The organism is Leptospira idonii (assembly GCF_004770995.1).
Lineage (GTDB): Bacteria > Spirochaetota > Leptospiria > Leptospirales > Leptospiraceae > Leptospira_A > Leptospira_A idonii.
In genome coordinates, this window is record NZ_RQHW01000033.1 from 56,366 (window position 1) to 77,124 (window position 20,759).

The following is a 20,759-nucleotide window of genomic DNA, read 5'->3' on the forward strand; positions in this document are numbered from 1 at the left end:
ACAATGACTCGCACCAAAGACAGATACGACGTATGTATAATAGGCTCCGGACCGAACGGATTGTCCGCAGCCTCTCTTTTGGCGCAGTCAGGGCTGTCCATTCTTGTTTTAGAAGCTAAATCGAAATTAGGCGGAGGAATGAGGACGGAAGAACTTACTCTTCCCGGTTTTCTGCATGATGTATGTTCCGGCGCCCATCCTATGGGAATTTTATCTCCTTTTTTCAAAACACTTCCTCTGGAGAAGTTCGGATTGAAATGGAAAGAGCCGCCAATCTCCGTTGCTCATCCGTTGGATGAGGAACCTTCCGTTCTTTTGACTCAGTCAATCGAAGAGACTGCGGAAGGATTAGGAATTGACGGCTCTTCTTATCAAAAGTTGATATCTCCTTTTGTGAACAACTCTCCTCATTTTTGGGAAGATGTTCTGGCCCCCATTCATATTCCCAAAGATCCTTTTTCGTTTGTTCGTTTCGGGTTAACCGGGATTCGATCAGCGAAAGGGCTTGCAGGAAGCAGATTCAAAGAAAAAAGAGCCAAAGCATTGTTTGCCGGCCTAGCCTCTCATTCCATCCTTCCACTGGAGTCTCCTCTTACCGCTGCACTCGGGCTTGTATTTGCGGTTTCTGCACATCAGAAGTCTTGGCCGGTAGTAGAAGGAGGCTCCGAAAATTTAGCAAAGGCTTTGGTCGCCTATTTAAATACGATGGGTGTTGAATTTCAAACGAATACGCGAATCACTTCGATCGCAGAACTTCCGCAAACGAAAGTGGTAATTTTTGATACAGATCCTTTGCAATTGGCTTCTCTTACGGAATCTCATTTGCCAGGTTTGTATAGAAAGAGGCTGGAACGTTTTCGATTCGGGCCGGGAGTCTTTAAGATGGATTGGGCTTTGGATCGTGCCATTCCTTGGAAAGATCCTAAATGTTTATCTGCTTCCACGATCCATCTGGGAGGCACGATGGAAGAGATTGCAAAGGCGGAGGCGGATGTTTGGAAAGGGAAACATCCCGATAGACCTTATGTATTGCTTGTGCAGCAAAGTTTGTTTGATCCTTCCAGGGCGCCAAACGGAAAACATACGGGATATGCATACTGCCATGTCCCTAACGGTTCCCGGATCGATCTAACGGAAGTGATCGAAAAACAAATCGAACGATTTGCACCAGGGTTTTCCAAAACCATTTTGGCAAGACATAGTATGTATACGGCAGACTTTGAAAGATATAATCCGAATTATGTGGGAGGTGCGATTACGGGAGGAGCTGCCGATTTGACTCAGGCATTTTTTAGACCTGTGGCTCGCCTGAATCCTTATTCCACACCGAATCCTCATCTCTATATTTGTTCCGCTTCCACTCCTCCAGGGGGAGGGGTGCATGGGATGTGCGGATTTTATGCGGCGAAAACGGTTTTGAAAAGAATCGATAAACTGAAGTCTCTTAAATTTACCTGAATACGTATGGCATTCTTCCTTAGTCCGTAGTCGAATGTTTTGTGGTACCTGCCGCAAAACTTGGAATCTATGGATTCACCGAATGTAGGAACTACTACACTTCACCCTCTAAAAATTATGTCTCATAAAAAAGACTGTACAAAATAAGGCCTAATCATAAATTTTCAACAAATCCGGGGGATTTAGGGAGTATTCAGGATGGATTTTGTCAAAATCCGAGGCAAAGATCTGCAAGATTGCATCATGCAAATGAAAATGAAGTATGGGCCGGAGGCTCATATCTATGACCAACGTGTCACTACGGAAGGCGGTTTGTTCGGAACCGGACTTCTGGCCAGCAAGATGTATGAAATCGATGTAGGCATCCCCGAAAAACAAAACTCCAAAGATCGAATTGAGAAAAAACTCAAAGACCTGAAAGAACTCATCAAACAAAAACAAAAAACAGAAGTTACGGCTGTTTCTTCCGAGAAAAAACCGGTGCGCACGATTGAAACCGTTCGTCCTTTCTCGGAAAGAAGAAAACGAATTTCAGAAAGAAAGGAAGTAACTGCCACTTTGGATCGTGATTCTTTCGAATCCTACGAATCCGAACTGCAACCTTATGAGCCTTATGAAACTCCAAGAGAAGAACCGATCGGAATTTCCTTAGGAAATGTTCCTGAAATCCACGAAAAACCCCCGATTTTCAAAGAAATTCCTTCCGTTCCCAAAAGATCACCTAATATCGATAAATTGATGGGACGATTGAAACAGGAAGGAATGAGTGACTCCTATGTAGAAGAAATCACTTCCCTTTTGGAAACCCATCTGTCTTCCGTAGACGCTTCCAAATACGGAACTGTTTGCGAAAAAGCAGCTTCTCTTTTGGAAGATCGCATTTCCATAGATTCAGATCTTTTCAGCGGAACCCCCCGAGGAAAAAGAAAAGTCATCTTCTTTGTAGGACCCACAGGCGCAGGAAAAACGACTTCGATCGCAAAATTGGCAGCTAAGTATTCTCTTCATATGGGGAAAAAAGTTTCCCTATACACAACAGATAACTACCGTATTGCGGCAATCGACCAGTTGAAGTTTTATGCGGATGCGATGGGTATGCCTTTTTATGCAGCCAAAGATGTGAGAAAATTGAAAGAGGCGGTTGCCCGTGACGGATCCGAACTCATTCTGGTAGACACTGCGGGATACTCCCATAAAAACTTAGATAATATCCTGAAATTAAAGGAATTTTACCAAGCCTTCGGTGAGAAAGATTACCTGGAAAACATCTTGGTTCTTTCCGGAACCGTATCTCCCCAGAATGCGTTGTCTGTTGCGAAAGCTTACGAGCAGATCGGATACAAAAGAATTTTATTAACTAAGCTGGATGAAGCAGAATTTTTAGGTTCTATGATTGAATTAGCCGATACTATTCATAGGGAATTCGCATTCTTAAGCGTTGGGCAGGATGTTCCTTTCGATATATTAAATGCATCGAAAAAACTTCTTGCAGAGTGTGTGATTTACCCTGAAAAATTGAAAGGGATAGCGGGCGAGGTCTTCGACAAGACTTGATCGGTTTAGCTATCCCTGTGTGACTGGGGAATGGCTAAACAATGGACCAAGCGGCAAATCTAAGAAAGCTAACAGAAAGTAATACTGGTTTAAAATTAGTTCCCTCTTCTGAGGCTCAGAAAAAGACAAAGATCATTGCTGTAGCCTCCGGAAAAGGCGGGGTAGGGAAGAGCACTGTTTCCGTAAACCTTGCCATCGCCATCGCTAAAACCGGCCTAAAGGTTTTGATCTTCGACGGGGACTTGGGTCTTGCCAACGTAAACGTCCTTCTGGGAATCATTCCCAAATACAATCTTTATCATGTAGTCAAAGGACATAAGTCCTTAAAAGATATCATCATATCTACTCCCGAAGGAGTGGATATCATTGCAGGTGCGTCCGGATATTCCCAGCTGGCGAACCTGAATGAAACCCAAAGAAATAATCTCATCAAAGGTTTTGCCGATCTAGATCGTTACGACATTATGATCATCGATACGGGTGCCGGAATCTCCGCCAATGTCATCGGCTTAGTTATGCCTGCGGACGAAGTTGTGGTAGTTACCACACCGGAGCCGACTTCCATCACCGACTCCTACGGTCTTATCAAATCCATCGTTTCCCAATCCAAAGATAAAAACTTGAAGATCATTGTGAATCGTGTGCGAAGCGCGATCGAAGGAAAAAAAGTGGCGGACCGAGTCATCGATATCTCCGGCCAATTTTTGGAAGTGCAAGTAGAGAACTTGGGATTTATCTTCCAAGACGAAGAAGTGGAAAAATCCATTCGAGAACAAAAGCCTTTCATTCTCAATGCTTCTCGATCGAAAGCGGCCGCTTGTTTGACTCGAATCACTCACACTCTTCTCCAAACGGAAGGAAGTTTTTCCGATGACGAAGGTCTTACCGGGTTCTTTAAAAAATTCTTCAGCTTTGTGGACTTCAAAGAGAAAGAATTGGAAAAACAAATGGAAGAAGAAGGTTAAATCCCTTGCAGTTAGGATTCCTTGTCGGATTTGCAATCCTCGGTACTCTCATCAGCACCGTCTGCGGCTTTTTAGTCGGAAATAGAATCACATACATATTGTTTGTCTCCGCTATCTCTACTCTTGCTTTTGGCGGTTTGGGATTCGGTGTTTATACCGTTCTAGAAAAAAAAGTCCCTGAGTTTTTGGAATTTTTACAAGGAATTTCACTCGGTGGATTCGGGTCCTCCGAAGGGGATTATGAAGGAGAAGAAGGTGGTTCTTTTGCTTCAGGTTCCGAATCGGGTTCTGTATCCGGAGATGACTTCGGAGTTCAGACTGCCGCAGGAGATCCTGCGATGGATGCCAAACTAGCAATGGCAAAATCGGGTAAATTCGGAGATCATATCATAGTTGATAAAATTGCCATCAAAAATGAGCCTAAATTGATGGCAGAAGCCATCCGAACCATGTTGGCTAAGGACGATCCCCAAGAAGGATAAAAATTTATCCATTTTATAGGACATAAGAAAAAAATTGCTCTTGTAATTTTCGTTTCTATACGATTTTTTCTATAAAGTAAAGAGTTTCCGGGTACCCGGCCAATTATGTCCAGATTGCTAGACAAATACAATCAATTCGACGAGACAGATCTCTGGAAACAGTATCGAGTCAGCAAAAATGCCGAAATCCGAAGTTACCTTGTCGAAAAATACTCTCCTTTAGTAAAACACGTAGCCGGTAGAATTGCGATCGGTATGCCTCAAAATGTTGAATTTGAGGATTTGGTAAGTTATGGCGTTTTCGGTCTGTTAGACGCTATTGAAAAATTCGATCCTTCCCGCGAAATTAAATTCAAAACCTATGCGATGACCCGTATCCGAGGTTCCATCTTCGACGAACTTCGATCAGTCGATTGGATCCCTAGATCCATCCGCCAAAAAGCGAAACAATTGGAATCCATCATTGCCATGTTGGAAAATAAAGAAGGTAAAAAAGTCGAAGACGAAGAGATCGCAAAAGAGCTCGGAGTTTCGATGGAAGAATACAATTCCCTTCTTTCTAAACTTTCAGGAACCTCTCTGGTTTCTCTCAATGATATTTGGTTCTTAGGAGATGAGAACGATGAAGTTTCTTTTATGGAAACTTTGGAATCTCCGATGAATATGAACCCGGACAATATCATCGAAAAAGAAGAAATCAAAAACGTGATCGTAGATGCCATCAAAGGCCTTCCTGAAAAAGAAAAAAAAGTAATCGTGCTTTATTATTATGAAGATCTCACCTTAAAAGAGATAGGCGAGGTGCTGGAAGTTACTGAATCCCGCATTTCACAACTCCATACGAAGGCGGTCGCAAGGCTCAGAAGTAAACTTTCCAAAGTTAAGTCCGCCATCCAAAAACGGTAATCCTACATGTCTCTTACTGAGTTTCTCACACAGGAACTGGGAGAGTTCGAAAGAAAAGAAAAAGAACAAGTCGAAGTCATCGCCGACTCGATTGAAGAATGTTTGGCTCTTGCCAGCGCTCATTTCGGTAAAAAAATCCATGAGTTGGATTATGTAGTCCTCAAAAGAGGCAAAAAAAGATTATTCTTTTCAGAACCATTCCATATCCGAGCTTCCATCATCCCGGAAGATTTGATCTTAGAAGAATTGAGTGCCCTCGATGAACGCCTCACAGGCGGTAGCGGGAAACTGGTATCCAAAGATTTGAAAGATCTAGTGGCTCCTAAAAACAAAGACGGTCGTCTTTCCGTTAAAATTTACAAAACGGGTGTTTTCCTTACGGTATATCCTCCATTAGGTGAAGGGAATCCCGTCAGTTTGGCAGATGTTTCCAAAAGACTTTCTTTCAGAGGCGTTGCGGGAGTAGATCAAAATCTTCTAGGTAAAATCATCAAAGAAGCGAAAGCGCAGCCTGTTTTAATCTCCAATCAAAAACCGAAACAAGGAAACGATTCCAGTTGTCATATAGAGATCGGAAGCGATCAAATGGAAGCTTTCGTCACGATTTTCCCGGCAAGACCGGGAGGAAGGGACTTGGAAGTGAACGACATTGTCGTTTCTCTCAAAAATATGGGAATCGCTTACGGGCTGAAAGAAGATGAAATTAAGAAGGCGTTAGACGAGGACAAAACAAACGTTCAATTCGTTGGTGCCGAAGGCGATTATCCTGTGAACGGAAAAAATGCGGAGATCCGTTATTACGTTCGCACGGAAAAGAAAATCAATTTTAAAGAAGATCAATCGGGAAGAGTCGACTACAAAGATTTAGATATGATCGAAAACGTAGTCGTAGGTCAGCTTCTCGCAGAAAAGATTCCCGCAGAGAAAGGCAAGCTAGGAAGAAATTTATTCGGAATGGTTCTTCCTGCCAAAGACGGCTCCGATACGGAACTCAAACAAGGAAAAGGAACCATTCTCTCTGAAGATAAAATGAGACTCACTGCGGAAGTGAACGGACAAGTTCTCTATGCGGCAGGAAGACTTTCCGTAGAAACGGTTTATCGTATCAACGGAGATGTAGGAGTTCGTACAGGAAATGTGACTTTCCTAGGTTCCATCATCATTACCGGAAACGTGGAAGATAATTATTCTGTGAAGGCTGCGGGCAATATCGAAATTTACGGAACCGTACAAAAGGCTGTGGTGGAAGCCGATGGTGATATCATCGTAAGACAAGGTGTGACCGGAAGGGAAGAAGCAAGGATCGAATCCACAGGAGGGAACATCGTTGCTAAGTTCATTCAGAACGCCACAGTCATCACAGAGAAAGACATCATCGTGCAAGAAGGGATTTTGCATTCTCATTTGATGGCTGGTGGAAAGATCAGCTGCAAAGGAAAAAGAGGACAGATTGTGGGAGGAACCATCCAAGCTGCCCAATTGATTTCCGCCAAAGTTCTCGGTTCGCAAGCCAACCCTCAAACCGATTTGATCGTAGGTAACAATCCTAAAATCCTAAAACAGATCAGCGAATACGAAGAGAAGAAAAACGAAAACCAGGAAAAGCTGGATCAGTTGACTAAAACGATGAGAACGTTGAAGGCAAGAAAAGAGGCGGATCCTGCCAGCTTCTCTCCTGAAAACGAAGCTCATCTTCAGAAATTGGTAGCAGGGACCAAAAAACTGGAAAAACGAATCGCAGAATACGACAAAGAAATACAGACCCTCATCGCTTATATGGACGAACAAGCTGCCAGTGGTCGTGTTTCCGTGGAAAAAACGATATTCCCCGGTGTAACCATCCGCATTCGAAATGCCGATTTTAAACTGCGCCACGAAACTAAGGCAAAAACTTTTTTCGAGGAAGACGGGCAGGTGCGCAGCACGAATTACGAAGATCCGGACGAAGATAAAAATGACTGGAGAAAAAAACGAGGTCGTGGTAAAACTAAGAATCAGTAGGGGAGCCGACCATGATTCTGAACGAAACATTTGCAAGCAACACCCACCACTTCGAAATCGCAAAGCGAGCTCAAGTGGAGACACCCTTTACTCATCAGAACCAGGTAGTGGAACTGCAAAAAGCGGCCATCACCAGCCAAGTTAGGGCGCAAACGGTTCCTGAATCCAAACCTTCCGCCTCCGGGACGGGTCTAAAACCAAAACAAGAAAAAGAAGAATTGGTTTCTTACTCTAGGAAAGGCGTGGAAAAATCATACGCATCGGAAAACAAGGGTTCCTTTTTCGATTCAAAAGCATAACTTCATTTAGCTTCCGGAATGTTGTTGGAAATGTTCCACTGGAGACAAAAAAATGGAGCTTTTTTCTTTAGTTCTCATCAACTTTTTGTTCGGTGCCGTGATGTATGTCTTGGTTTCCGCAAAAGTGCAAAAAGCAGTATCAGAATATTATGATAAAAAATTAAATCGCGCCATCGATATGGCGACGGCAGAGACGATCAAGGAATTGGATGCAACTGTAGGAGTCATCGAATCCCGATTGGCAGCGCTTCGCAACATGATCGAAAAAGCGGAACTCATCGCAAAGGAATTCAAACATTATCAAAATTCCCGTGCTGACGAAAAACTTTTCACCAAACAAGAAGTAAACGAAAGTCATTCTTATGCGGAGATGGGTCTTTCTTTGGAAAAGGAACTTTCCCAAGCGAAAGAAACCGTAAAGGAAGAAACACAAGAAGCGGCTTCTTTGCTGAAAGAACAAAGAACGGGCATCGGACAGGTGTATCAGGCGAATCAATTCCGCAGTTTGGATTCCGCTTTGACTACGGAAGGAACCGTGAACCAAGTGTTCGGTAAATTAGGAAAGGCAGTGAAAGGTATTTTCGGTATGGATGGAATGATGACTCCTTCCGACGAAGCGATCGGAGGAGTGGAACTTCCCGTTTATAAACCTAAAACGGATTATACGGTAGGAGGAGATCCTTTCTCTGAAGAAAAATCCCATTCTACGATCATTCGAGATGAAAATACGGATGGTAAAACCAGAAGGGAATTTCTCACTCAAGTTTCCTATGCGAATGATCCTGCGTATGCGGCACATCAAAAGAATGTTTCTGATCAAATTCATCTTTCACTTGAGTCCGCTTTGGAAGAACTTCCTGCCAGCACAGGGAAAATCGATAAGGTAGTGCATCTTTTGAAAAAAGGATACAAACATGAAGATATCTCTGACGTGATGAATATAGGCATTCATGAAATTCATTTGATAGAAACGATTAGGCTTGATCGATCCAGAAGAATTTAGTATTTTGTATTCATGTCGTCTTCTCCCGTCTTAAATGTCGGGTTTTCCAATGTAGTATTTGCTTCCAAGATTCTGGCGATTTTACAAGCTGAATCTGCGGGAGCAAAACGTTTGCGTACGGATGCAAAAGAAGGTGCAAGGCTGATCGATGCGACCGGCGGTAGAAAAACAAGATCCATTCTCGTTTTAGATTCCGGACACATCGTACTTTCCGCCATTCGCCCGGAAAGTCTCACCAAACGTCTGGAAAACGGAGACAATAGTTTCGGAAAAGAAGAGGAGGACGAGGAAGTATGACCCTCTCTCCCGTTCCGAATCTATATATCATTTCTTCCGTAGCGGGCGGAGGAAAATCGACGATCATCAGCCAAATTCTGAAAGATCATCCTGATTTTTATTTTTCAGTTTCCTGCACCACTAGAGATCCTCGTCCGGGAGATACTGTCGGAAAATCGTATCATTTCCTAACCGTGGAAGAATTCAAAAAAAGAATCGAAGAAGATGATTTTTACGAATGGGCTTTGGTGCATGGAAACTATTACGGAACTCCTAAATCCCCCATTCTTTCCGCATTGGAGCAGAACAAAGTCGTTCTTTTGGATATCGACGTGCAGGGAGCCAGAATCGTAAAAAAGCTTCGTCCCGAGTCCGTCAGTATTTTCATTCAGCCTCCTAGTCAGGAGATTTGGATCGAAAGATTGATCAAAAGAGGAACCGATTCGAAACAAAGCATAGAAAAAAGAATCGAAAACGGTTTAAGTGAACTGGAAGAAGCACCTAGCTTTGATTATGTTATCGTGAACGACGAACTCACCAAAGCGATTAAAGAAGTGAAAGCCGTGATTTATTCCGATTTCGGTTCGTTGTCTTCATCGTCCAAAGATTTACCGTAACCAGGCACGTTTCTAGCGCTGGCATCCAGCCATTTATTCGAAATCACGGATCTTCTTTCCGCAGGAAATAACGTAAGAAGGTAGGTGGTGATCGTAGGTCTTCCTTCCTCTTCCGCATCTTTGTCCATCTGTTCGAAAACTTCTATGATATCGTAATCCGGCCAGTTGATGAGCATGTCTCTTGCCGATTCAGGAGGCATGTTCGCAACCTTGTTTGCGAGCACTTTTACTTTTTCCGCTCTTGCAGATTCCCGTTTGGCTTTTTCCGCCATTTCTTTTTCTTTTCTTTGGATTCCTTCCTTTAATTCTTCCAACCTTTCCTTATCGGTTGCTAACGAGGATTTTGCGGATTCCAATTCGAGCTTTAGTTTTTCCAATTCCTCTTTGTCCGCCACCAAACGTTCCTTTGCTTTTTCCATTTCCAGTTTCTCCAGTTCCGTAGGAGAAAGAAGGTCTTGGTTCACGAAGCCAGGTTGTCTTTTGAGAAAAGAGAAATAATCTTCCGCATTGATGACTTGAAAATAATCGAAGATGAAAAAACCGATTGCGATCAAAAAGAAAATCAATAAAATCAAAAAGAAGGATCTAGTTTTATCGGTAACGCTTGCCATTGGTTATTTACCTTGTCCCATATAATATTTTTCGTAAAAGTCTCTTAAGTTTTTAAAATCGCTGGTCAATTCGTCGCCGCCGTCTTCTCTATTCAGAATTTTGAATGTTTTAGGAATTTTTTGAGCCTTAGGTCCTGTCGATTCCAAAGAATCGAAATAGGAATGGGAAGCGAGTATGCTCGCATTGTATTCTTCCATTTCTTTTCGTTCCGCTCTGTTTCTCTTTTTTTTCCATTCATTGAACCTGTTTTCTTTCAGAACTTCTATGACTTTTTTGTCTTTTCTTGCGACTAACACATCTTGACGAACTAAGTTTACTTCTTCGTTCTTTCTCTCTATACTGTGCCCGAGTTCTTCGTTTTGTTTCATCAAACCTTGGATATATCTTTCGATGGAAAGATAATCGGAAAGGCTAGTTCCTACCTTGGCACTGGATTCGATCTCTTGATAGGATCTTGCGATTTCTTTTTCGTTAAATTCACGTTCAGCGAAGAGGGAATTCAGCTCCGAAACGACTATGGAAAGTCTTTTGATCTCTTCCTCTTCCCGCCATTCCCGAAGTTTTAAAACAGTTTCTAAGCTGAATCGAAATCGTTTCACTACCGTCTATTTCTCTCTTTTGGAATTTTTTTTGTACTCTTTTTTAGTCGGATTAGTAAAAAAATGACCAGAGATGAAAAACTTCCGCATCATTAGCAAGGAATCGCCGTTTCGATTTTGGATCCTTTGTTTCTGGTTTTCACTGACCGGTTTATCCGCCTCTCCTTCCGAAATCGTGGAAAAGAGCGGGGGAGATCCCGTACATCTGGAAGGGAAATGGGAGTTTTATCCGAATCGTTTTTTACAGCCGGGAGAAACCCACTCAATCGAACCTGTTTTTTTAGAGGTTCCTGGAATTTGGAACTCAGAATTCGGAGGAGCGGAAGGTTATGGAACCTACAGACTCGTATTAGTTGCACCTAAGGATATTTGGGAAAAGAAAACCCCTTACGGAATCCGCATCCCTGACATGGCAACTTCCTTCCGTTTTTACTGGAACGGGGCATTGGCCGCAGAATCGGGTCGACCTTCTTCAGAGAAGGAACTTTCTATTCCTTCCTATCGATTTCGCACTGTCCCCATTTTTTGGAAAGAGGGTAAGAACGAAATCCTATTCCATGTTTCTAATTTTCATCATGCGAAAGGGGGGATGTGGGAACCTCCTCTTTTCGGAGAATGGGAAAAACTGAATGCGGAGTTGGATCGAAATTTGGCGTCTTCTCTTTTTCTTGCAGGAGCCGTATTCATCATTGCTTTGTATCATTTCGGACTTTTTTACTGGAGGAGGGAAGACAAAGGTAACTTTTTGTTCGGTCTGGCTGCGTTTATATTAAGCATTCGGACATTGTTTACGGGAGATCGATTCGGTTTCAATGAAGTTGAGCCTTGGTTAGGTTGGGGTTTCTGTCTTCGAGTCGAATATTTGACTTTTTATCTTTCCCCTTATCTCTTTTTCGCATTTTTCAAAGAGTTTTATCCTTATTATTATCCTAAGTGGATGAAGTGGACCTTTCTTCTACCTACTTTGTTTTTTATAAGCCTACTTATTTTCGTAAATCCTGAGACCTTCACTTCGTTAAACGCTTATTTTAATGTGGTTTTATTTTTCGGGATCGGTTTCGTTCTGCAGGGAATTTTGCGTGCGGTTTGGGACAAAAGAGAAGGTAGTTTTTTGTTCGCCCTTGGTCTTTTGTGTATGGCTTTTGCCGCTTTGATCGATGTCCTCAACGCCTATCAAATATTATTCTCCATCGAAGCGGTTCCGATCGGAATCTTTCTTTTTATACTTTTACAGTCTTTGACTTTGTCCCGCAGATTCAGCAAAGCTTTTTCCGACGTAGAATCTTTATCGAAAAGATTGATGGTTTTGGATAAATTAAAGGACGAGTTTTTGGCGAATACTTCCCATGAATTGAAAACTCCTTTGAACGGTATCATAGGGATCGCCGAATCCATGTTTGATGGAATTGGCGGCAGTTTGAATTTCGAACAGAGACAAAATTTAGGAATGATCATAGGATCAGGGAAACGTCTTTCTTCTTTAGTCGACGATATCTTGGATTTTTCCAAAATGAAAAATAGAGATTTGGATCTGGATCTAAAATCCGTAGATATGCATCAAATCTCCGATTTCGTTCTGGTAGTATCTAGGCCTTTATATACCACGAAAAGTCTTCAGGTAAGAAATCAAATCCCTTTGGATTTTCCTCCCGTTTTGGGAGATGAAGCAAGAATCCAGCAGATACTTTTTAATCTGATTGGGAATGCCATTAAGTTTACGGAAAAAGGAAAAATCGAATTGAGTGCGGTGGTGCAGGATAAAACCGCTAAATTCTCAGTTTCCGACACTGGGTTAGGAATTCCCAAAGATAAGTTCCACGATATATTCCAATCTTTCGAGCAGGTGGATTCTTCCACCACACGTCAGTTTGGTGGAACAGGACTCGGTCTTGCCATCACGAAAAGGCTTGTGGAATTGCACGGCGGTTCCATCTGGGTGGAGTCCGTACTCGGGGAAGGTTCCGTGTTTTATTTCACTCTTCCTCTGGCCAGAGAAGGGGAGATCCCCTTGGAAAGAGAAAATACGAAAAAACTTTCTCATTGGTTCTTACAAGAAAACCCCGATTTACTCACCCCCATCGAAGACGAAGATTTGGAAGAGATGCGGAAAAATCATGTGAAGGTGCTCATCGTAGATGATGAACCGATCAATCGACAGGTTTTAAAAAACCATCTTCGTTTGATCGGATGTGATGTAACAGAAGCCTCCAACGGAGGAGAAGCGATTCAATTGATCCGAGACGAAGGACCGTTTGAGTTGATGCTTCTGGATATTATGATGCCAGGGATGAGCGGATATGACGTATGTTCCGTGATCCGGGAATCGTACAGTTTGTATCAGTTACCTATCTTGTTTTTGACGGCGAAAAATCAGATCACGGATATTGTCACCGCATTGGAAGCGGGAGGGAACGACTATCTTGTAAAGCCGTTCGATAAACGAGAGTTAATTTCCAGAGCGAAAAATTTAATCACGCTGAAAAAGGCAGTGGAAGAACAGAATAAATTCATCGCCTTTCAGAATGAATTAGGGGTCGCCCGTAAACTGCAAAGTTCGATCCTTCCCGAATCCGCCCCGGAAATGACTGGACTCAAAGCCGATTTTTATTACGAACCTATGGACAGTGTGGGGGGAGATTTTTTTGACTTTCACGAGATATCTCCTACGGAGCTGGGAGTGATGATTGCGGACGTTTCCGGTCATGGAATTCCTGCAGCATTGGTTTCCGCCATGCTGAAAATCGCATTTTCCACACAGGTGAGATTGGCGAAAGAACCTGCCGCTTTATTGTCGCAGATCAATACCACCTTACTTGGGAAAACGAAGGGAGCTTTTCTTACTGCAAGTTACGTATATATCGATTTGGAAAAAAAACAGATGATCCATGCCAGATGCGGTCATTTACCTTTGATCTTGACCCATAAAAACGATGAGTCTTCTTTTCTCAGTTTGCCTCCGGGCAAATTGATCGGTTGGATTCCTGAATTAGATATCAAGGAAGAGGTTTTAAAGATTCGTTCCGGGGATCGTTTGGTTTTATATACGGATGGAATCACGGAAGCATCGAATTCCACAAAAGAAATGTTAGGTCAGGAAAATTGGCAAAATATCGTCGCACAGACGAGATTCGTTTCTTTGTCGGAAGCTAAGTCCAAACTTTTGAATCATATCAAAACGTTTACGGGAAGAAAGTCTCCCGACGACGATGTGACTCTTGTCATTGTAGATATTGAATGATTTAAAAGTCGTCTTCCGATCGGGAAGGTGTGCTGAGGATTTGTGCGAGTTTGTTTACGGACTCGTTATAATTGGACTTCTCTTCGATTCTTTGCACTAGGTAATCATCAATTGCTGATTTTTTATCGATGGCCATATCGATCTTAGGATCGGCTCCTCTCGTATAGGCATTGAGTAAGATGATATCTTCCGAACTTTTGTATTTGGAAATCAATTCGCGAACCAAAGAAGAGTGCATATAATGATCATCACCCACTATCTTTTGCATCAATCTGGATAAGGACGCCGGGACGTCGATCGCAGGATAGTGGCTTCTTTCCGCAAGTTTACGAGTGAGTACGATGTGACCGTCGATGAAACCTCTTACCTTATCGGCGACGATATCGTCCATATCGTCTTCAGCATCCGTTAGTATGGTATAAAAACCTGTAATAGAACCTCCATTATGTGAAGTTCCCGCTCTTTCCACTAGCTTCGCCATTTTTGTGAATACGCTCGATGCGTATCCTTTCGAGACGATCGGTTCTCCTATGGAAAGTTCTCTAAGTGCCTCCGCATAACGTGTCAAAGAGTCCATATAAAGATTCACGGACAAACCTTTGTCTCTAAAGTATTCCGCAGCGGAACAGGCTAAATTGGCACAGCTTACCTGTTCCATTTTCGAGGAATCCGATGTGGATACGAAAACCACGGAACGCAAAAGTGCTTCCTTTCCCAATTCCACATTCAGGAATTCGTTTACCTCTCTTCCCCTTTCCCCGATGAGAGCGACAACGTTTACATCCGCATTCGTATAACGGGCGATCATTCCTAGGAGACTGGATTTACCGACTCCCGAGCCTGAAAAGATCCCCACTCTTTGGCCTCTTCCTACGGTCAACATTCCGTCGATGGCTCTTACTCCAGTTTCTAGAATTTCCGAAATAGGGGGGCGATCGAGAGGATTCAAAAATTTAGGTTCGGAAGCACGTTCTTCTTTTGTGATCAGCAAACCTTTGTTATCAATCGGTTTTCCCAATCCGTTCAAAACTCTTCCTAAAAGTTCGTCACCGGCATTGAGCATAATCTTTCTGCCGGAAGAAAAAACAAAAGCATGAGGAAATATTTCTTGTGTGTCACCTAAAGGCATTAAGGTGTAGAGATGGTCTTTGAAGCCGACCAAAACACACGCCAAATAACCTTTGTCACTGCCTCTTTCTACTTCTAAGATCTCACCGATTTTGGAATCGGGAGGACCTTGTGAATAAATGACGTTGCCCACGACCGAAACGACGACACCGCTCTTGCGAATCGGTTCGATTTTTTCGACGACATTCAAGTATTTCGAAATGGCGTCTATGTGTTCGGTGAACTTTTTTTCGATCATGGCCGGATAAGTAAATTACAGAATGTGACATAATAAAAGCAAGCGATTTGGTAAATGGCAAAAAAGTGAAAAGAAATGTAAAAAATTTCCTCAAAAAGGAAAAGAACTCCCCTCCCACGGGAAGATCCTGTAGAAGGGAGCCATTGGGTGGCGGGCGGAAAGCCCCACCCAATGAGGGTGGGGACCTAAAGATTCACACCCCCTACCGGCACACCTCAATTTCGTCCAATTTGCTGATCATTTTAGGCTCAGATAATTTTTTTCCCAACTTGATTTTGTAAGGTTTGTCTCCCTCTACAAAAGATTCCGCATACGCATTTTTTCCGTAAGTAGTGGATGGAGTGAAACAATTCGGAAATGATTTTGCCTCCGTAAGTTTACCTTTCGCCAAAGCCAAAACTTTGTCAGGCGTTCTCACATAAAGAGTCTCGCTATCTTTGGCCCATCTCATTCCGTACATCGGCAATGCTGTCCAGAAGCTGAGAGGATAACTTGCCACTAACCCGGATTTCGTATTTAAAATACGAAGTTCAAATTCAGAAAATTCCCAATTTGTATTCGTATTGGCAGTGATGAGTGCTACAGATTCTGCGTTAGGCGAAGGAGCGATTTGAAATAAAATCAGATTTTCTGGTGCTGCAGGATAAGAATAAGCAGCTTGGGATTTAGGATAGATGGAAAGTCTTTGTTCCAAAGTTCCGTATTGGTCGTTTTTACCATGAAGCACGAATAGGGTTCCACTTTCGTTATGATAAAATGCAGACTCAGCCAAAGCCCAAGAAGGAATTTCCCAACTTTGAATTTTGTCGGAAGAAGTTTGTTGGAAACGGACTAGATCGATCTTAGTTCTATAATTTCTTTTATCTGTAGTTCCATTGAGAGGATTCCAAGAAGACTTTTCTTCATAAAAAACTTCCAAAATCGCAACAGTATTCGGTTGATCGGAGGGAGAGATGTCCGGAGTGAGATTTGTTTCTTTCCAAATCATTTGAGAGCAGTTCCAGAAGGAAAATAAGGGAAAGGCAAAAAGGCAAAGCAGACTTTTTTTCATGCGTATTAGACTAACCCGTTTCAGGTAAGATTGCAAAGAAAAAACTACGTTTATTTCGGTTAAAAAAAAGGGGATTCAAAGAATCCCCTTCTTAAGCGGAACAAAAAACTAGGCTTATTTACCTTTTTTTGCTTTTGCTTTTTCTTTGTTCTTTTGATCGATTTGAGCGCGGTGCTCATCACATAATCTGTACAATTTACCTGTAAGCGGGTTCTTGCGAGAAACTTTAGTTCCGCAAACGATACAAAGACCTTGTGCTCTTCTTCTTTTGTAAAGTTGTTGAACTCTCTCAGCGCCAGAAGCTTTGTATTTGGAAATTTGAATGCGGAAACCTTTAAATAAATAGTTTCCGATTGATTTTTCCGGATCTTTTTTTAGATCATCCGCGATTTTGTCGATTTGTCCTGGGCCTACTTTAAGTGGTTCCATAGCTTTCTTTTCCTTTTTAAAAAATCTAGATTTTATTTGTCAGACAAAGCTTTCTCAAGCTCTAATACAGATTATGTTTGCTTTAGTTAAAATATTTCAACTTTTTTTTTCCTCGAATAACGTTTTTTTGATGTAATGCGGACATTTCAGTATCTATTGCTTGTTTTACTATGTAGAATTGTCAAAAAATTATGTTTCAGATAGTGCTAGTGAAACAATGAATAGGTGTGATGATTATCTTTAATCAAAGTTATTATGATTTAAAACGTCTATTCTGATTGCTTTTGGGAAGCTGGGGCAAACTTCGACGCAAAGTCCGCATCCTGTGCAGCTAGAACTTGAAAAAATAGGCAAATTTCCTCTAAAATTTACAGTTTTTTCAACAGGACAGGCCGAAAAGCAGGCTTCACAAGTTTTGTTGCCTGTTTTCTGATTGATGCAGTGATCATAAATCCCTTTTGCTTTTCCGAATTTAGGTTTTGTTTCGGATACATCATATCCTACTAAAGCATTTTCAGGGCACACTGCAATGCACGGCCAATCAGAACAAAGATGGCAAGATTTTGCGTTAGGATCAAGGAAAGGAAATGTTTTGTTTTCTTTCTCTGGTGTAACAGGGAATAAGGCGGTGTAAGGGCAGGCAAAAACACATTCATTGCAACCGGTACATAAATTGAAAAAATCTTTCGTTGCGCCTGGAGGTAGCGAAAGAGTTTTGAACAATCTGGATTTTCTTTTTGTGACCGCCTTTCTTTTTTTAGGCGGAAGTTTTTCTTTGTTCTTCTTTTTCTTTTCTTGCTTTTTCTCTTCCGACCATACTTCTCGAATCGTTTCCGTCAAATCGTCCGTTTTTTCGAAGGCGAATTGAAAGACGGATTTAAATCCTTCTCGAAATAGGTCTTTTCTTTTCATTTAATTAGGGACTCTTTCTATTTGAGCTCCTAAAGATCTGAGTCTTGTGTCTATCGATTCGAATCCTCGATCGATTTGAACTATATTATGAATTTCGCTTGTTCCTTCCGCGCATAGTGCTGCGATGATCATTGCCATCCCTGCACGAATGTCGGGACTTGCGACTCTTTGTCCGTAGAGGCGGGAAGCCCCGATAACAATTGCTCTATGGGGATCACAAAGAATGATTTGAGCTCCCATCGCAATGATGTTGTCCACGAAGAAAAGTCTGGATTCGAACAACTTTTCATGAATGAGCACGGTTCCTTTGCACTGAGTTGCGGTCACTAAAGCGACAGAAGTCATATCCGCAGGAAATCCAGGCCAAGGCGCATCGTCGATTTTAGGAGTGGCGCCGTGGTAGTCTGGAATGATTTCCAATTTCTGATCGGAAGGAACCAAAATCCCTCCTTCTACGGGGCGCACTTCAATTCCCAATCTGGAATATACCATTCGAATCATTCGAATGTCTTCCGGGTTTACATCACGGATCATGATTTCTCCCCCGGTAACAGCTGCTAAGCTGATAAAAGAGCCTATTTCCAAGTAGTCGGAACCGATTCTGTGAGTCAGGCGGCCGTTCGGAGAAGAGAGTCCGCTGACTCCAATGATTTGAAGGAGGTTCGTTCCGATGCCGGAAATATTGGCTCCCGCTTGATTTAAAAAGCGACAAAGTCCTTGCACATGCGGTTCGCAGGCCGCATTGCGGATGATAGTTGTTCCTTCCGCAAAAACGGCAGCCATCACCGCATTTTCCGTAGCAGTGACGGAAGCTTCGTCCAAAAGAATGTCTTTACCGATCAGTCTGTCTGCTGTGATTTCGTATCCGTCGGGAAATACTTCTATTTTTGCGCCTAGCGCTTCCAATGCGAGAAGATGAGTGTCCATCCTTCTGCGTCCGATCTTGTCTCCTCCCGGTTTGGGGAGAAAAACTCTACCTGTACGGGCTAAGATGGGCCCTGCGAGAGTGACAGCTCCCCTCAGCTGGGAACATAGTTCGTAAGGAAGATCTGATTTTACTTTTGTTTTTTTATGGAAAAGGTACGAGCCATGGGTATCTAATGGAGTTATCTCCACTCCAATATGTTTTAAAACTTCCATGAGCTTTAAAACGTCGGCTATTTGAGGAAGATTTTCCAAAACGACGTCTTCTTCCCAGAGGAGTAGGGCGCCTAAGAGGGGAAGGGCTTCATTTTTATTCCCCTGTGGAACGATTGTTCCGTGGAGAGGGTTTTTTCCGATAATTTTGAAATAGGAAGAGCTCACTTACTTCCATGGAACGTGGGGCAATTGAGAGGAAAAGTAATTTATGGAATTCTTGGCACAAGTTTGGATTTTTCCAAAATTCGACACAATCTATTTTTTTTACCTGTTTTTACTGGGTTTGGCGGCTTTTTGCTATGTTCAGTTTATGAATTTTCTGCAAAGGAAACAATCAAATGTCGTCAATTATTGGCATGATTTTCAGAAATTCGCACTGGCAAGGAAGTGCAACCAGGTAGAAATGAATATTCTCAAATCTTTCTACGACAGTTTAACTCAGGAAGATGTACAACTATACCTTCATCCTGAAAATCGACCTAAGCTGAAAAACGCACTTTACCGCTATTTTATGAAATCTACGGGAAATCCTACGGAAAAAGAAGTAAATTTATTCGATAAATTATTTCGTTCCAGTGCGGATCATAAGAAAGAAATTTCCAGTCTGGACGATATCAGCGTGGGAGAAGTTTCCGCATTGGAAGCCGACGGAAGAGAAGAATTAACCTATGTTATGCAAAAAACGCAGGAAGATCTGCTCTTATCCTCGAAAGCTCTTTCTAAGGATTTTTTTGTCCCTGGAAAAGTCGCTAATTTATACGTATTTAGACCGAGTAGCGGCGGTTATTTGATACACGGAACGATCACTCGATTGAACAACAACGGAGTCGTATTTCACTACGACGGTGTGATCGAAAAAAAAGGGGAAGCCCATCTGATGCTTGTGGCAAAATATTCCCTGACGATTTCCCCTTGGCCTCCCAAAGATCCTGAAAAAGAATCTATCGAGTTGGATCGAAATAAATTGGTTCTATTTGAAGAGAATGTGGACAAACAATTGGAACTTTTGAAAAAAATTTCCAAAGAACAGTCTGCCCATGATGACGATAAATTTAAGTTCCCTGATGTAGCGAAAAGTTTTACTGCGCTTTCGGAAAGAATCTCAGATCGTGGGATTACCTTCGAACTTCCGGATCATATCTCTCCTGAGATTTGGAAAGCTCAAGATCTTTGGGAAGTGCATTTCGGTTTTCCTGGAGGAGCTAATTTCGAATTGAGAGGAAAAATCTTTCCAGTGAAACAAAAAGGGGATTTATTTTTGCTCAGGTTTGTGGATGCTGACGAGGCTTCTAGGAAATCCATCTACGAAGAAATTAAAAAACGAGGAGGAACTCGTGAAATTCTTACATAGTCTTTTTGTTCTTTTTTGTCTGGTTGTCGCATTTCAATGTACTACCACTGCACCGAAACAACCGGAACCTGCAACGGAAACCCCTGTGGAAGAAAAACCTGCAGCAGTAGTCACTCGCAGTCTTCTTCCTACATCCGGATGTTGCGAATTGCATCAGGAATTTATGAATGTTGTTGTTTTAGATCAGGTATGCATCACTGAAAAGGACACCAAACTAAGATTATATACAAAGGAAAGCAAAAAGGTTTGTGTTCTGAAAGAAGGAATGTTGTTCCAAGACGATTTGGGAACTTCTTTTTCTTTTTTGAAATCGGAAGGAGTGGGCCTTTGTCCTAAAAGAACCCAAATGAAACAAAAACCGTTTTTTCTTTATTTCGATCGAATTTCGAATGAAGCGACCACTTTCGATTTAGTGGAAGATAAAAACGCAAAACACGCACATATTCCTTGGAGTTTCTATAAGGTTGACTTAACTTCCTGCCAATGGAAATAATGCAATC

20 protein-coding genes are annotated in these 20,759 nt (G+C 42.2%); 13 read left to right on the forward strand and 7 right to left on the reverse strand.

The window, feature by feature from the left end:
* The first annotated feature begins 3 nt into the window (after positions 1 to 3).
* From EHS15_RS09860 to gmk, 10 genes are all read left to right on the forward strand, one after another.
* Entirely contained in the window at positions 4 to 1,458 is a 1,455-nt protein-coding gene (locus tag EHS15_RS09860) for a phytoene desaturase family protein (protein WP_135760398.1), read from the forward strand.
* Between the two features lie 198 nt (positions 1,459 to 1,656).
* Complete coding sequence (flhF, locus tag EHS15_RS09865; protein ID WP_135760399.1) at positions 1,657 to 3,012, forward strand: flagellar biosynthesis GTPase FlhF; 1,356 nt, start codon at positions 1,657 to 1,659, stop codon at positions 3,010 to 3,012.
* Between the two features lie 41 nt (positions 3,013 to 3,053).
* Positions 3,054 to 3,977, forward strand: coding sequence for a MinD/ParA family protein (locus tag EHS15_RS09870; RefSeq protein ID WP_135760400.1), 924 nt, complete (start codon positions 3,054 to 3,056; stop codon positions 3,975 to 3,977).
* Positions 3,978 to 3,982: 5 nt separating this feature from the next.
* The gene (locus tag EHS15_RS09875) at positions 3,983 to 4,459 is read left to right on the forward strand and encodes a hypothetical protein (protein WP_135760401.1); all 477 of its coding nucleotides are present in this window, start codon (positions 3,983 to 3,985) and stop codon (positions 4,457 to 4,459) included.
* A gap of 105 nt (positions 4,460 to 4,564) precedes the next feature.
* Complete coding sequence (whiG, locus tag EHS15_RS09880) at positions 4,565 to 5,365, forward strand: RNA polymerase sigma factor WhiG (RefSeq protein ID WP_135760402.1); 801 nt, start codon at positions 4,565 to 4,567, stop codon at positions 5,363 to 5,365.
* 6 nt (positions 5,366 to 5,371) lie between these two features.
* Complete coding sequence (locus EHS15_RS09885) at positions 5,372 to 7,366, forward strand: FapA family protein (protein WP_135760403.1); 1,995 nt, start codon at positions 5,372 to 5,374, stop codon at positions 7,364 to 7,366.
* Positions 7,367 to 7,377: 11 nt separating this feature from the next.
* Positions 7,378 to 7,665 carry a hypothetical protein gene (locus EHS15_RS09890; RefSeq protein ID WP_135760404.1) on the forward strand — a complete coding sequence of 96 codons (288 nt, stop codon included), beginning with the start codon at positions 7,378 to 7,380 and terminating at the stop codon, positions 7,663 to 7,665.
* A 52-nt stretch (positions 7,666 to 7,717) separates the two neighbouring features.
* Complete coding sequence (locus tag EHS15_RS09895) at positions 7,718 to 8,668, forward strand: hypothetical protein (RefSeq protein ID WP_135760405.1); 951 nt, start codon at positions 7,718 to 7,720, stop codon at positions 8,666 to 8,668.
* Positions 8,669 to 8,680: 12 nt separating this feature from the next.
* Positions 8,681 to 8,965 (forward strand): DUF370 domain-containing protein, encoded by a 285-nt coding sequence (locus EHS15_RS09900; RefSeq protein ID WP_135760406.1) that lies wholly within the window; start codon positions 8,681 to 8,683, stop codon positions 8,963 to 8,965.
* Positions 8,962 to 9,561 (forward strand): guanylate kinase, encoded by a 600-nt coding sequence (gene gmk, locus EHS15_RS09905; protein WP_135760407.1) that lies wholly within the window; start codon positions 8,962 to 8,964, stop codon positions 9,559 to 9,561. The genes EHS15_RS09900 and gmk overlap by 4 nt, the downstream gene beginning before the upstream one ends.
* On the opposite strand, the gene EHS15_RS09910 is transcribed toward gmk, so the two are convergent.
* Both EHS15_RS09910 and fliJ read right to left on the reverse strand, forming a co-directional pair.
* A complete protein-coding gene (locus tag EHS15_RS09910; protein WP_135760408.1) occupies positions 9,513 to 10,172 on the reverse strand; it encodes a periplasmic-type flagellar collar protein FlbB in 660 nt (219 codons plus the stop codon). The genes gmk and EHS15_RS09910 overlap by 49 nt on opposite strands.
* 3 nt (positions 10,173 to 10,175) lie before the next feature.
* Entirely contained in the window at positions 10,176 to 10,772 is a 597-nt protein-coding gene (gene fliJ / locus EHS15_RS09915; RefSeq protein WP_135760409.1) for a flagellar export protein FliJ, read from the reverse strand.
* A gap of 73 nt (positions 10,773 to 10,845) precedes the next feature.
* Here fliJ and EHS15_RS09920 point away from each other — a divergent pair, with 73 nt between their 5' ends.
* On the forward strand, positions 10,846 to 14,010 hold the full coding sequence (locus tag EHS15_RS09920) for a SpoIIE family protein phosphatase (RefSeq protein WP_135760410.1): 3,165 nt from the start codon (positions 10,846 to 10,848) through the stop codon (positions 14,008 to 14,010).
* Between the two features lies 1 nt (position 14,011).
* On the opposite strand, the gene EHS15_RS09925 is transcribed toward EHS15_RS09920, so the two are convergent.
* From EHS15_RS09925 to murA, 5 genes are all read right to left on the reverse strand, one after another.
* Entirely contained in the window at positions 14,012 to 15,376 is a 1,365-nt protein-coding gene (locus tag EHS15_RS09925) for a FliI/YscN family ATPase (RefSeq protein WP_135760411.1), read from the reverse strand.
* Between the two features lie 202 nt (positions 15,377 to 15,578).
* On the reverse strand, positions 15,579 to 16,364 hold the full coding sequence (locus tag EHS15_RS09930; protein WP_135760412.1) for a hypothetical protein: 786 nt from the start codon (positions 16,362 to 16,364) through the stop codon (positions 15,579 to 15,581).
* A 177-nt stretch (positions 16,365 to 16,541) separates the two neighbouring features.
* Positions 16,542 to 16,856 carry an LIC10235 family protein gene (locus EHS15_RS09935; RefSeq protein ID WP_109020270.1) on the reverse strand — a complete coding sequence of 105 codons (315 nt, stop codon included), beginning with the start codon at positions 16,854 to 16,856 and terminating at the stop codon, positions 16,542 to 16,544.
* 240 nt (positions 16,857 to 17,096) lie between these two features.
* Entirely contained in the window at positions 17,097 to 17,579 is a 483-nt protein-coding gene (locus EHS15_RS09940; protein ID WP_246052048.1) for a 4Fe-4S dicluster domain-containing protein, read from the reverse strand.
* Between the two features lie 189 nt (positions 17,580 to 17,768).
* Positions 17,769 to 19,073 (reverse strand): UDP-N-acetylglucosamine 1-carboxyvinyltransferase, encoded by a 1,305-nt coding sequence (murA, locus tag EHS15_RS09945; RefSeq protein WP_135760414.1) that lies wholly within the window; start codon positions 19,071 to 19,073, stop codon positions 17,769 to 17,771.
* Positions 19,074 to 19,311: 238 nt separating this feature from the next.
* Here murA and EHS15_RS09950 point away from each other — a divergent pair, with 238 nt between their 5' ends.
* Positions 19,312 to 20,259, forward strand: coding sequence for a hypothetical protein (locus EHS15_RS09950; protein WP_342775516.1), 948 nt, complete (start codon positions 19,312 to 19,314; stop codon positions 20,257 to 20,259).
* Positions 20,243 to 20,752, forward strand: coding sequence for a hypothetical protein (locus EHS15_RS19380; protein WP_246052050.1), 510 nt, complete (start codon positions 20,243 to 20,245; stop codon positions 20,750 to 20,752). The genes EHS15_RS09950 and EHS15_RS19380 overlap by 17 nt, the downstream gene beginning before the upstream one ends.
* Positions 20,753 to 20,759: the final 7 nt, after the last annotated feature.

Bases quoted from the DNA above. Each gene is read 5' to 3' on its own strand.
- EHS15_RS09860 (WP_135760398.1), top strand. From the start codon at position 4: ATGACTCGCACCAAAGACAGATACGACGTATGTATAATAGGCTCCGGA.
- flhF (WP_135760399.1), top strand. From the start codon at position 1,657: ATGGATTTTGTCAAAATCCGAGGCAAAGATCTGCAAGATTGCATCATG.
- EHS15_RS09870 (WP_135760400.1), top strand. From the start codon at position 3,054: ATGGACCAAGCGGCAAATCTAAGAAAGCTAACAGAAAGTAATACTGGT.
- whiG (WP_135760402.1), top strand. From the start codon at position 4,565: ATGTCCAGATTGCTAGACAAATACAATCAATTCGACGAGACAGATCTC.
- EHS15_RS09885 (WP_135760403.1), top strand. From the start codon at position 5,372: ATGTCTCTTACTGAGTTTCTCACACAGGAACTGGGAGAGTTCGAAAGA.
- EHS15_RS09890 (WP_135760404.1), top strand. From the start codon at position 7,378: ATGATTCTGAACGAAACATTTGCAAGCAACACCCACCACTTCGAAATC.
- EHS15_RS09895 (WP_135760405.1), top strand. From the start codon at position 7,718: ATGGAGCTTTTTTCTTTAGTTCTCATCAACTTTTTGTTCGGTGCCGTG.
- EHS15_RS09900 (WP_135760406.1), top strand. From the start codon at position 8,681: ATGTCGTCTTCTCCCGTCTTAAATGTCGGGTTTTCCAATGTAGTATTT.
- gmk (WP_135760407.1), top strand. From the start codon at position 8,962: ATGACCCTCTCTCCCGTTCCGAATCTATATATCATTTCTTCCGTAGCG.
- EHS15_RS09910 (WP_135760408.1), bottom strand. From the start codon at position 10,172: ATGGCAAGCGTTACCGATAAAACTAGATCCTTCTTTTTGATTTTATTG.
- EHS15_RS09920 (WP_135760410.1), top strand. From the start codon at position 10,846: ATGAAAAACTTCCGCATCATTAGCAAGGAATCGCCGTTTCGATTTTGG.
- EHS15_RS09925 (WP_135760411.1), bottom strand. From the start codon at position 15,376: ATGATCGAAAAAAAGTTCACCGAACACATAGACGCCATTTCGAAATAC.
- EHS15_RS09930 (WP_135760412.1), bottom strand. From the start codon at position 16,364: ATGATTTGGAAAGAAACAAATCTCACTCCGGACATCTCTCCCTCCGAT.
- EHS15_RS09935 (WP_109020270.1), bottom strand. From the start codon at position 16,856: ATGGAACCACTTAAAGTAGGCCCAGGACAAATCGACAAAATCGCGGAT.
- EHS15_RS09950 (WP_342775516.1), top strand. From the start codon at position 19,312: ATGAATATTCTCAAATCTTTCTACGACAGTTTAACTCAGGAAGATGTA.